Source organism: Bacillus cereus group sp. RP43, from assembly GCF_040459645.1.
In the GTDB taxonomy this organism is placed as follows: Bacteria; Bacillota; Bacilli; order Bacillales; family Bacillaceae_G; genus Bacillus_A; species Bacillus_A mycoides_C.
Map to the genome: position 1 here is coordinate 1,127,698 of NZ_JARVHQ010000001.1, position 12,225 is coordinate 1,139,922.

The window sequence follows — 12,225 nt, forward strand, 5'->3', positions numbered from 1 at the left end:
AAAAAGCTAGGAGTTTTCTCTTAGCTTTTTTCTATGCTCTCCTTTTACATAATTGAGCTTGTCTTTGGAAGACTAGAACATGTAGTAAAGGAGAGTTGTGTATGAAGTGGAAACATGTAATTGGTGATGTTGAAGTGAATCGGGATTTAGTATTATTGCTCGTTATAGGAGGTTTATACACGCTCGCAATTTCTTTATCGAATACGTTTGTAAACATTTATTTGTGGAAGCAAACACAAAATTACGTAAATCTGGGCTTGTATAATTTGGCCAGCGTTGTATTGCAGCCTCTAACATTTCTTGTGGGCGGGAAATTAGCGAAACGTATTGATCGTTCGATTTTATTGCGAATAGGTGTAGGCACGTTAGCTGTTTTTTTTATCGTCGTTTTAGTAGCGGGAAAAAGTGCATCTCACTATATTTTACTAATGGGAGCCCTTTTAGGAGTTGGTTATGGTTTTTATTGGCTCGCTTTTAACTTGTTGACATTTGAGATTACAGAACCAGAAACAAGAGATTTTTTTAACGGTTTTCTCGGACTTCTTACATCTTTCTCTGGAATGATTGGACCGATAGCAGCAGGATATACAATTTCACGTATGGAAAAATGGAGCGGTTATACTGTCGTTTTCTTCCTCTCGTTAATGCTATTTGCGGTTGCAGTTGTTTTAAGCTTTTTTTTATCGAAGAGAGAATGTGAAGGACACTATGAAATTGTGCAAGTATTGAAAGAGCGGCAAGTTGATGAAAACTGGGGAAGAATTACGCGTGCTCATTTCTTCCAAGGTTTGAGAGAAGGAACGTTTATTTTCGTTATTTCGGTATATGTCTATTTAGCATCTGGTAGCGAGTTAGCACTAGGGAAATATAGTTTAGTGAATTCTGCAGTATCATTTGTATGCTATTATTTAGTTGCTCGTATGTTAAAGAAAGAATGGCGAAAAAAAGCAATTTTACTTGGTGGCATTATTTTATATGCGGTCGTATTTTTAGTTATTTTTAATGTTACATATACGAAATTACTTATTTATGCAGCATGTATTGCGGTTGCATATCCTATTTTACTCGTTCCGTACGGCTCAATGACATACGATGTAATTGGTAGAGCAAAACAGGCGAGAGAATGGCGCGTAGAATATATAGTGGTCAGGGAATTATGGTTAAATGCCGGAAGAATTTGTTCCATTTTAAGTTTTTTATGTGCTGTCATATTCTTTCCGCCTGAAAAAAGTTTACCTTTCTTACTATGTATATTAGGAGCTGGACATTTTCTTATTTATTTTGCAGTTAAAAATGTCAAATATGATGAGGGGAATGTGAACAAAACCAGTGTTGTAGCGCAAGGAAGCACGCAGAATCAAACTGAACCAGAAGGTTAACTTATTGTTTGTTTTATGCTAGAATAGAAAAAGATGTAAGACAGCAGTGAGGGCACCTGTATGAAGGTGTCCCTTTCACATTACATAGCTGTTGGTAGAGGGGGTTTGTATGAGCAAGAAGCAGAAACAACAAAAGAAAAAGACCCACGTTCCTTTTCGGTTAAACGTGTTGTTTTTTTGCGTGTTTTTAATGTTCTCCGCGGTTATTGTAAGGCTTGGATACGTACAAATTGTTCGTGGTGAGGAATATAAAAATGAAGTTGAGAAAAAAGAAAACTCAACGATAAGTAATCCTGTACCGCGCGGGAAAATATTTGATCGTAATGGAGAAGCGGTCGTAGATAATGAGCCTATTCGTACAATTACATTTACAAAAATGAAGGGATCAACTGCAGCAGATCGCTTAGAAACGGCGAAAAAGTTAGCGGATTTAATTGAAGTCCCAACAGATAAGTTAACAGATCGCGATAAGAAAGATTATTGGCTTGCTTTACATAAAGAAGAAGCAGAAGCAAAAATCACAAAAAAAGATCGTGAAGAGTTTAAAGCGAATAAAATTGACGATAAAGAACTAGATGAGCGTCAACGAAATCGTGTAACAGAAGAAGAGATTAATCAATTATCAGCAAAAGATTTAGAAATATTGGCGATCAAAAGCAAGATGGAAAGCGGATATGCAATGACGCCGCAAATCGTTAAAAAAGGTGCAACAGAAGAAGAATACGCGATTATTAGTGAAAATTTAGCGAAATTACCAGGTGTAGATACGAATGTTGACTGGGAGCGAAAATATAAGTATGACGATATGTTCCGAAGTGTACTTGGTGGTGTAACTTCTTCTGATGAAGGGTTGCCGAGAGAAAGATTAGATTACTATCTTGTTCGTGATTATAATCGTAACGATCGCGTAGGAAAAAGTTACCTTGAGCAACAGTACGAAGATAGTTTACACGGCACAAAAGCTGAAGTTAGAAATGTTACAGATAAAGAGGGTAATATTTTAGAAACTATTAATGTGTCACAAGGACAACGAGGTAACGACCTGAATTTAACGATTGATATGAAATTACAAAAGAGCGTAGAAGAAATTCTTACGAAAAACTTAATGAGATTTAAAGGGAGCGAACCTCTTTTAGACCGTGCATTCGTTGTAATGATGAACCCGAAAAATGGTGAAGTTTTATCTATGGCGGGGAAACAATTAGTGAATAAAGACGGCGAAACGAAAGTAGAAGATTTTGCATTAGGAACGATGACGAGTTCTTATCCGATGGGTTCAACTGTAAAAGGTGCGACAGTACTTACGGGATATCAAACTGGTGCAATTCAACCTGGATCTGTACAGTTAGATGAACCGATTAAATTAAAAGGGACACCTACGAAGTCATCTTGGAAAACGATGGGGTATATTAATGACCTTACAGCGTTAAAAATGTCTTCTAACGTTTATATGTTTAAAACAGCGATGAATATCGCTGGTGTTCCATACGTGCGAGGTGGTACGTTAGATATACCACAAAAAGCATTTGATACGATGCGTTACTATTTTGGGCAGTTTGGGCTTGGTGTAAAAACAGGAATTGATTTGCCAAATGAAACTGCTGGTCAAATAGGTAGAGGGAGTCAACCAGGCTTCTTATTAGATTTATCAATCGGACAGTATGATACGTATACACCGCTTCAATTAGCGCAATATATTTCGACGATTGCAAATGGTGGATATCGTATGCAACCCCAAGTTGTAAAGGAAATTCGTCAGCCATCGGCGAAGCCAGAGGAAGTTGGAAAAGTTGTTCAATCCATGGAACCGAAAGTATTGAATCGTGTTGATATGCCTGAATCACAAATTAAACGTGTTCAAGAAGGATTTAGACAAGTGTTTAACGATACAGGTGGTACAGCTACAAAATACTTTGCAGGTGCACCATATAAAGCCGCTGGGAAAACAGGTACAGCTCAAACTGTATATGGCGGAGATAAAGAGATTGGTAGAAATGCAAAAGGTGAGCGTGTTGAAACATATAACTTAACATTAGTAGGTTATGCCCCGCTCGAAGATCCAGAAGTAGCATTTTCTGTTGTTGTGCCGTGGGTACATGATGATAAAACAGGGATTAATGGATATATTGGTCGTGAAATAATGGACGCTTACTTTGATTTGAAGAAACAAGCATTAACTGGTGAAGCTCCAAAAGATGAAAAAGAGAAGAAAAGTAATACACAAGATGATGAATAAAAAAGTTGTAAAAAAAGCACACTATCTGAAAAGATAGTGTGCTTTTTTTTATGCTTTATGCATATGGTTTAGTAAATGTGGACAAGCGTAAAATGTTGAAAAAACATGTAGTTTCAAAAACGATGAACACAACAAGGTTAGTGCATACGCTCTAAGTTTGTTGTGTGTGATAGGAGATAGCGGTTTTATCCCGCTATTTGAGGGCAGTAAAACTGCTACCTCAAAATTCAGCTGGAGCAAAGAAGTTAGGTGGGAGCCTTGCTGCCCGTAAACGCCTGATTGGTGAGGGCTAATAATCAGTGGGGGATGAACAAAACTCCCACTGATTAAAGTTTCACTTTATGGATGATTAGAAAATTTCCTGCATCTAAAGTACAAAAGTGGAAATAAAGTTTGTGTATACAGTTGTTTTTTTGTGGAACTTTACAAAACTTTTACAAACAATTAAAACCGAATTAATAGTTTAGCAGTATTCTTATATCTGTAATCCTGTTATTTCCGGTTACTTCTAGGAGGAAGAACACGTGAAATGGATGAGCGCATCGATTAAAGTTTGGACATTATCGACATGTTTCCTTTGTTTTAATATATCTACTGCATTCGCTACAAATGAAATGGGAGAAGTGAGAGTTGATGGATCCTCAACGGTTTTTCCTATTATAGAGGCAGTAGCAGAGGAATATACAAAGGCCCATCCAAACGTGAAAATTTCTATTAGTATTTCTGGGACAGGGGGAGGATTTAATCGTTTCAGTAAAGGAGAAGTAGATATAAACAATGCTTCGAGATTGATGAAACCGGTAGAGGAAAATGCAATGCAGAAAAACTCTATTCAATTTACACCAGTTGAGGTTGCTTATGATGGTCTAACGATTGTTGTGAATCGTCAAAATACGTGGGTAAACAATATGACGATAGATGAGTTACGTCTATTATGGAGTGAAAATGGAAGATTGAAACGATGGTCACAAATTCATTCATCATGGCCACGTGAACAAGTTAAATTTTATGCACCAGGCGTAGACTCTGGTACTTATGATTATTTCCAAAATGTTGTCTTACAAAATAATCGCCTTGTAAAAACGGTTTCTTTGTCTGAAGACGATCAAGTTATTATGCAAGGGGTAATGAATGATAAAAATGCCATTGCTTTTGTAGGATATGCTTATTATATGGCCAATCGAGATAAGGTAAAAGCAATACAGGTGGATGGTGTATTTCCAACGAAAGAGACCATTCAATCGGGTGCGTATAAGCCATTATCTAGGCCGCTATTTACGTATGTGAATCATGCATCTATCAGAAATAAAATTAATGTAGCAAATTATGTTGAGTTTATGATTAAGCATGTTGGAAGCCTTGCTGAAGAGGTCGGATATGTAAAATTACCAAAAGAAAAATATAATGAACAGCTGCGAATGTTAACAGAAATAAAAAGGTAATGTCAGGGTGGAAAGGGGTTTTCATCTTTGGCTCATAATGACAAAAGTCAAATTACATTTTCTGTGCAACATTTGATTGAGAGAAATACAAATAGAAGAAAAAAAACGCAGCGAATCAATCGAATTGTTCCGTTAATACTAAAAGCCATTGCTAGCGTGTCCATTATAACGACACTTGGAATTATTATTACGTTGGCAAATGAAACAATCATGTTTTTTCAAAAGATATCATTGTATTCTTTTTTGACAGAGAAAGAATGGTTACCTTTTTTTGAAGATCCGAAATTCGGTATATTACCACTTATATGTGGAACAATCCTTGTAACAGCAATTGCCATGTTCGTAGCAATTCCTATTGGTTTAGGTTGTGCCGTATTTTTAAGCGAATACGCTTCGAATGGCGCTCGGAAAATATTAAAACCGTTGTTAGAGCTACTAGCAGGTATCCCGACAATTGTATATGGTTTTTTCGCGTTAACAGTTGTCACACCACTTTTACAACGCGTTATACCAGATTTGCAGTTTTTTAATGCTATTAGTCCAGGTATTGTTATAGGGTTTATGATGATACCGACGATTGCGTCTCTCTCTGAAGATGCTATGAGAGCTGTAGAAAAAGGAATTAAAGAAGCCTCATTAGCGCTAGGAGCAACTCGTTTTGAGATGGTAAAACAAGTGGTGTTTCCATCGGCTTTTACGGGCATAATGGCAGCGATTATATTAGCAGCTTCTCGAGCAATTGGTGAAACGATGATTGTTGTTATTGCTGCTGGATCAACACCTAATGTATCAATAGATCCGACTCATTCTATTCAAACATTAACAGCTTATATTGTACAAGTGAGTTTAGGTGATGCTCCGCACGGAACGATTACTTATTACAGCATGTATGCTGTAGGTGCAACGTTATTTATGTTTACTTTTATTATGAATATCATTTCGCAATATATTATGCGCCGTTTTAGGAGGGTGACATAATATGCGAATGTTAAACCATAAAAAAATACAAGAAAATATGGCATCGCGTTTTTTAAAGGATCGGATTTACAAGTGTTTGTTTTATATAGCAATTTTGTTTTCAGTAGTAATACTTTTTATATTGCTTTTTCAAATTTTTGAAAAAGGTATAAGTTATCTTTCAATAGATTTCTTTACAAACTTCGCCTCACGTAATCCGAGAGAAGCTGGGATTGTCGCTGCTTTGTCAGGAACAATACTATTTATGAGCATTGTTATACCGGCCTCTTTTATATTTGGAGTCGGAACAGCTCTTTATTTAGAGCATTATGCGAAGGAGTCCGTTTTTAAAAAGTTAATAGAATTAAATAATCAAACATTAGCAGGGGTACCTTCCGTTGTGTTTGGTTTACTCGGGTTAACTATTTTCGTATACGCTCTCCATTTAGGAGAGAGCATAATTGCAGCGGCACTGACGATGAGTTTACTCGTCTTACCAACTGTTGTGGTAGCTAGTCAAGAAGCGATTCGAACTGTGCCGAGCTCATTACTAGAGGCTTCTTACGGATTAGGTGCTACGAAGTGGCAAACGATGTATCAAATTGTATTGCCAGTAGCTTTACCAGGGATTGTAACGGGATGTACGTTAGCGGTATCGAGAGCAATTGGTGAGGCAGCACCATTATTAGTCATTGGAGCCCTTGCCTTTGCAAATTATGTTCCGTTTAGTATGTTTGATAGATTTACGGTTTTACCAATTCAAATTTTTAATTGGATGAGTAGACCACAAGAAGAATTTCAGTATGTAGCAGCAGCTGGGATGATTGTTTTGTTAGGATTGTTGCTCTTTATAAATATATTTGTCTTATGGTTACGAAATCGAAAATAAGTTGGAAGTGGATGAAAGGGGAATTCAAATGGTAGCAACAGTAGTAAATGTACAGGTGAAAAACGAGAAAAAGATTGAGGCAGCACAAAAAAAAGTGGTATTTGATACGAAAAATTTAAATTTATGGTACGGAGAAGACCACGCTTTAAAAGATATCAACTTAAGTATTCATGAGAATGAAGTAACAGCGATTATCGGTCCGAGTGGTTGTGGGAAATCAACATACTTGAAAACACTAAATCGTATGGTAGAGTTAGTGCCTATCGTTCGAACTACGGGCGTTATCGAATATAGAGAACGAAACATATTCGAAAAGTCATATCCGGTTGAAGAATTGCGTACGCATGTGGGAATGGTGTTCCAAAAGCCAAATCCATTCCCAAAATCTATTTATGAAAATGTAGCATATGGCCCGAAAATCCATGGTGTTCGTGACAAAAAAACACTTGATGAAATCGTTGAAAAGAGCTTGCGCGGAGCAGCGATTTGGGATGAGTTAAAAGATCGTTTGCACGATAATGCATACGGTTTATCAGGTGGACAGCAACAGCGCCTATGTATTGCACGCTGCTTAGCGATTGAGCCAGACGTAATTTTAATGGATGAACCAACATCGGCGCTAGATCCAATTTCAACATCAAAAGTAGAAGAGCTAATTCAGGAGTTAAAGAAAGACTTTAGTATTGTTATCGTAACGCACAATATGCAACAAGCAGCGCGTATTTCAGATAAAACTGCTTTCTTCTTAAGTGGGGAAGTTGTGGAATATACAGATACGAACAAATTATTTACAACACCTACAGATAAGCGTACAGAAGACTACATTACAGGACGATTTGGTTGATATTGTTGTAAGGCTAAGAGTAAATGCCCTCTTAAGAGAGGGCATTTCTCACTTTCACCTCATTCTAATAGGGGAGAATATTTCTCTTTTCTCAAGGCTTAATAAACGTACAAGAGGCTGGGTAGGGGATTTATATAAAATGGCACATAATATTGAGGGGGAAGAAACGATGGTAAGAGAACAATTTCAATGTGATTTAAAAACGTTACAGCAAAAGGTGATCGAGCTTGGTGAGTTAGCAAGGGAAGCTTTATTGATTGCTATGGAAGGTCTTCACAACAGGGATGTAGAGAAAGCGTTAGAAGTCATTGATGGGGATTATCGCATGGATAATTTAGAAGAGGAAATAAATGACCTTGCGCTTATGCTTATTACAAAGCAGCAGCCTGTAGCAAGTGATTTAAGAAGAATTTTCATTTCAATTAAAACAGCGACAGATTTAGAACGTATTGCAGACCATGCTGTTAATATTGCGAAATCAACAATTCGTCTTGGTGAAAAAGAAGTGGTCGTTAGCTTGCGTAATCTTGAGGAAATGTTTGAGATTGCTCATAAGATGTTAAATTTAGCATTAGAAGCATATGAGCAAGAAAATTTAACTTTTGCTAAACAAATTGCTGAGATGGATGATTCAGTTGATGAAATTTATGGGAAAGCGATTCGTGAATTTATTTCCTCTATCCCTGGACAACCAGAAGCGATTACACAAATTACACAACTATCCTTTGTTGCAAGATATATTGAGCGTGTAGCTGACCATGTTACAAATATTGCTGAGAATGTATTTTATTTAGTAAAAGGAAAGCATTATTTATTGAATGAGTAGGGGAAAAAGTAGGTGATGAGAAATCACCTGCTTTTTTTAGTCAAAACATGACAAAAAAAGCTCGTTGTTTCCTTTAGTCTATGATGATAAGATGTATCATAATTAATGGAAAAATAAGTACATATATTTTAGTTGCGTATTATTAATTATTTTACCAAGTTAATGGTAAGCGCTTTCTTTTTGTTGGGAGTTAGAAGGTACATTTATTCATACAGTGAGGGTTTAATTAGTGAGGCTGTCTCTCACTGATTGTTAGATTTACCAAACCAAACCGGACTTTTACTGCAGTTAATGTGGGATAAATGATATACGGAGTTCTTGAACATTATATAAGTGGAGGCTGAAGTATATGAAGGGGGTTATTTTAGCTGGAGGAAAAGGGAGACGTCTTAGACCATTAACATGTAATACTCCAAAACCGATGTTACCATTGTTAGAAAAGCCAGTTCTTGAATATAATATTGAATTATTACGTCAGCATGGTATTCGTGAAATTGCAATTACAGTTCAATATATGAGTACTGCCATTAAGCAATACTTTGGTGATGGTAGTAAATGGGGAGTTAACTTGTATTATTTTGAAGACTCTCCTCCGCTTGGAACAGCAGGAAGCATTAAGCAAGCGGAAAGTTTTTTAGATGAAACATTTGTTGTTATTAGTGGAGATGCATTAACTGACTTTCAATTATCAGAAGGAATTGCATTTCATGAACAGAAGAAGAGAATGGTAACGATGTTTGTGAAAGAAGTAGAAAACCCTCTTTCATTTGGGTTAGTTGTAATGAATAAAGAACAAGAAATTATACGATATATAGAAAAGCCGAGCTGGAATGAGGTAGTTTCTAATATTGTGAATACAGGTATTTATATAATGGAGCCAGAAATCTTTTCTTACATACCATCCATGGAATTTTCGGATTTCAGTCATGATGTGTTTCCGTTATTGGCAAATAAAAATGCTTTATTTGCATATTTATCAGAAGACTATTGGTTAGATATTGGTACATTTGATCAATATCGGCAAGCTCAATTCGATTTGTTGACGAAAAAATTGAAGGTGCCTATTCCATATACAGAAGTATTACCAATGGTGTGGATGGGAGAAGGTGTAACGATAGGAAAAGGGACGAAAATTCATGGTCCTTCTTTTATTGGGGAAGGAGCAATGATTGGTGCGGGGGCTGTAATTGAACCGTACTCTATTATCGGGAAAAATAGTATCGTTTCAAGTTATTCTCTTCTTCAAAAAAGCATCATTTTTGCAAACGCTCATATAGGAAAAAATTGTGAGTTGTTAGAAACAACAATAGGAGATCATACAATGGTCGAAGATGATGTTACACTTTTTCAAAAAAGTATTGTAGCGGACCATTGTCATATAGGGAAAAGTACAGTAATTAAGCAAAAAGGGAAAATATGGCCATATAAGGAGATAGATAGTCATTCGATAGTAGGTTCTGCCGGTGTTAAAGAGAGTGAAAAGAGTGCAGGATGGTTACAAAAAAGCCGGATTGTAGGCAGAGGTAATGTTGAAATTACTCCTCAATTTATTGTGAAAGTTGCAATGGCTTATGGATCTCTTTTTGCCAAAGGAGAGAGTATATTGATTGGAAGTCAGGAAAATATAGAAACAACTTCCTTTAAAAATTTATTCCTCCATGCCATTCATGGCAGCGGGATTCATACGATGGAATGTAAAGAAATGAATGAGTCGCTTTTTCAGTATGCCATTCATAATTTGCAATGTGCAGGTGGAGTTTTCGTTCAAGTGGAAAGCGAAAGAGGGATTGTTATACAACTGTATGGTAAGGAGGGCTCATTTTTAACGTATAAGCAGCAAAAAGCGATAGAACAAGTATATATGTCTGAGTCGTTTTATTACGCTTGTGAGAAAGAAATGGGACGAAATAAGCTAGTTCATGTTTCTGTAAATAATTATGTAGAAGCTTTGTTAGAGCGTATTGATATTGAAACGATACAAGAACAGAAGTTCCATCTTCTTATTAATAAGAGAAATGATATGTTACAACATTTACTTATGCTCTTTCTACAAAGGCTTGGATGCACAGTTACATGGATTTATGCGAGTGAACAAAAAGATCATGTGAAAGCTTTGATGAAATCGAGTAAAGCAAATATGGCGCTTATGTTTTCTGAACATGGAAATCGCTTCGAATTATATGACACTCACAGTAATATTTACCAAGGAACTGATTTTGAAGAAGTAGATATCCCGGATTTATTACTCGAATCAGCAGATAATGTTTACCCGATGTCTTTGAAATTCGGGGAATGTTATCTCCTCTTTTATATGCATAATGAAAAAAACTCTTTTCAAATAAGATGGAAGCGAGATATTTTATATCGAATTGGAAAATTATTTGAATTAATAGCATTGCAAGGAAAAACATTACTTAGCATAGCAGAGCAATCACCTCCACTGTATCTACTTTATGATGAAGTTGTATGTTCATGGAAGGAAAAAGGGAAAGTAATGAGGAAATTATTGGCCGATATGGAAAGAAAAGAAGAAGGTATATTTGAAGGAATACAGTTCAAATATACAGAAAAAGAGTGGTCTTATATCGTTTCTGATACAAAACAACCAAAATTTTTGGTGTATTCACATGCTAGAAACCCAGTCATAGCAAGGGAAAACATGAAAAATCTTATAGAAAAAATTAGACAATATCAAAAGGTGTAGAATTTTTATTTTAAAAGTGGTATTATAGTATAGTCTGATTTAAGTTATTAGTACTGGAGGGAAATAAGAATGCGTGTGAATATTACTCTAGCATGTACAGAATGCGGAGATCGTAACTATATCTCAAAGAAAAATAAACGTAACAACGCTGAGCGTATCGAGCTTAAAAAGTATTGCAAGCGTGACAAGAAGTCTACGTTACACCGTGAAACAAAGTAAGCAGTAGGAATATTTTCCTACTGTTTCTTTTTTTTATTCGATTCCTCTGTTAAAAGTGATACACTATCATCGTAGAGAAAAGTATCACTGTAAGGGGGAAAAGTGTGTGAAAGAAGAGAAAATACGTTTGCGTAAACAAATAATAGAGCACATGAATTCTTTATCAGAAGAACAGTATACAACTTTATCAGAGCAAATTGCAGTTTCGTTGTATGCGCAAAAAGAGTGGGCTGAAGCTAAAACAATTGGAATCACTCTCTCGATGGACAATGAAGTGAATACATATCCTATTATCGAAAAAGCTTGGGAAGAAGGAAAGAAAGTTGTTGTTCCGAAGTGTAATAAAGGAACACGAGCAATGTCCTTCCGGAAAATTAGTAATTTTGATCAATTAGAAACAGTGTATATGAATTTACGTGAACCCATTCCAGCGCTTACGGATGAAGTGAATGCGGATGAAATTGATCTTCAAATCGTGCCAGGCGTAGCTTATACAGAGCGAGGAGAACGAATTGGGTATGGCGGTGGCTATTATGATCGTTATCTCGTGCATTATAAAGGGAAAACGCTATCATTAGCTTATGATTTTCAAATGGTAAAACATATTCCAGTAGAGCCATTTGATAAAAATGTAAAAAAAATTATTACAGAAAAAGGAACAATGGTTAAAAATGGGCTTGTATAGACAAATAAAAATTGACGAGACTTTTTCTTCTTGATTATAATAAA

At 36.1% G+C, this 12,225-nt stretch carries 10 protein-coding genes; all 10 read left to right on the forward strand.

All coding sequences use genetic code 11. The features are described 5' to 3' along the window. Nucleotides 1–101: 101 nt before the first annotated feature. The 10 genes from QCI75_RS05870 (at nucleotide 102) to QCI75_RS05915 (ending at nucleotide 12,181) form a co-directional block, all read left to right on the forward strand. Nucleotides 102–1,379 (forward strand): MFS transporter, encoded by a 1,278-nt coding sequence (locus QCI75_RS05870; protein WP_353760061.1) that lies wholly within the window; start codon nucleotides 102–104, stop codon nucleotides 1,377–1,379. 109 nt (nucleotides 1,380–1,488) lie between these two features. Next, nucleotides 1,489–3,615 (forward strand): peptidoglycan D,D-transpeptidase FtsI family protein, encoded by a 2,127-nt coding sequence (locus QCI75_RS05875; RefSeq protein ID WP_144504856.1) that lies wholly within the window; start codon nucleotides 1,489–1,491, stop codon nucleotides 3,613–3,615. Between the two features lie 524 nt (nucleotides 3,616–4,139). Next, nucleotides 4,140–5,057: a PstS family phosphate ABC transporter substrate-binding protein gene (locus QCI75_RS05880; RefSeq protein WP_353760062.1), complete on the forward strand. Its 918-nt coding sequence runs from the start codon at nucleotides 4,140–4,142 to the stop codon at nucleotides 5,055–5,057. A 27-nt stretch (nucleotides 5,058–5,084) separates the two neighbouring features. Continuing rightward, nucleotides 5,085–6,035 carry a phosphate ABC transporter permease subunit PstC gene (gene pstC / locus QCI75_RS05885; RefSeq protein ID WP_144504860.1) on the forward strand — a complete coding sequence of 317 codons (951 nt, stop codon included), beginning with the start codon at nucleotides 5,085–5,087 and terminating at the stop codon, nucleotides 6,033–6,035. 1 nt (nucleotide 6,036) lies between these two features. After that, nucleotides 6,037–6,903 (forward strand): phosphate ABC transporter permease PstA, encoded by an 867-nt coding sequence (pstA, locus tag QCI75_RS05890; RefSeq protein ID WP_144504862.1) that lies wholly within the window; start codon nucleotides 6,037–6,039, stop codon nucleotides 6,901–6,903. Nucleotides 6,904–6,931: 28 nt separating this feature from the next. After that, nucleotides 6,932–7,747: a phosphate ABC transporter ATP-binding protein gene (pstB, locus tag QCI75_RS05895; RefSeq protein ID WP_353760063.1), complete on the forward strand. Its 816-nt coding sequence runs from the start codon at nucleotides 6,932–6,934 to the stop codon at nucleotides 7,745–7,747. A 169-nt stretch (nucleotides 7,748–7,916) separates the two neighbouring features. Further along, complete coding sequence (gene phoU, locus QCI75_RS05900; RefSeq protein WP_144504874.1) at nucleotides 7,917–8,573, forward strand: phosphate signaling complex protein PhoU; 657 nt, start codon at nucleotides 7,917–7,919, stop codon at nucleotides 8,571–8,573. Nucleotides 8,574–8,922: 349 nt separating this feature from the next. After that, nucleotides 8,923–11,277 carry a sugar phosphate nucleotidyltransferase gene (locus QCI75_RS05905; protein ID WP_144504866.1) on the forward strand — a complete coding sequence of 785 codons (2,355 nt, stop codon included), beginning with the start codon at nucleotides 8,923–8,925 and terminating at the stop codon, nucleotides 11,275–11,277. A gap of 69 nt (nucleotides 11,278–11,346) precedes the next feature. After that, complete coding sequence (rpmG, locus tag QCI75_RS05910) at nucleotides 11,347–11,496, forward strand: 50S ribosomal protein L33 (RefSeq protein ID WP_001265616.1); 150 nt, start codon at nucleotides 11,347–11,349, stop codon at nucleotides 11,494–11,496. Between the two features lie 106 nt (nucleotides 11,497–11,602). Beyond that, the gene (locus tag QCI75_RS05915; protein WP_353760064.1) at nucleotides 11,603–12,181 is read left to right on the forward strand and encodes a 5-formyltetrahydrofolate cyclo-ligase; all 579 of its coding nucleotides are present in this window, start codon (nucleotides 11,603–11,605) and stop codon (nucleotides 12,179–12,181) included. Nucleotides 12,182–12,225 lie beyond the last annotated feature (44 nt).